The 408-nt window shown below is 45.8% G+C and carries 1 pseudogene; it reads right to left on the minus strand.

Features of this window, described 5'->3' with window-relative positions:
* A pseudogene (locus G3567_RS13270) lies at positions 1–408 on the minus strand (hypothetical protein); the annotation flags it as partial.

Raw genomic sequence — 408 nt, forward strand, 5'->3', positions numbered from 1 at the left:
AATGGTTTGCCTGCCGCAGTTCGTCGTGCTCACAGGAGAGGCCATATATCTATAGGATCGATTGGTAGGAGGCATATAGCGTTCTACGATGACACACCCCGAAATACCGGCAGTAACGGCCACTTCTGCTATCACTGCTGTTTTGGTTTCACTGCTTTTAAAAGTGAAAAACTTATCAGGGGCTATGATAAATAAGCCATCCTGAAGGTCTAAAACACCAATTATATCTGCATCATCGTTTAAGGTGGTACCGTTTGTATTGTCGAGTCTTAGGTAAGTAAAGGAGCCGGTCCCACTAATTTCCTGAGCAGAGGCACCGTCTAAGACCAGGTAACCCTGGCCGCCCACAGTCCCATTATTGATGAGGTTTTCTTTAATACTGAGCGTTTGCAGCGTATCGATAGACAC

It is taken from the genome of Psychroflexus aurantiacus, from assembly GCF_010820555.1.
GTDB lineage: Bacteria > Bacteroidota > Bacteroidia > Flavobacteriales > Flavobacteriaceae > Psychroflexus > Psychroflexus aurantiacus.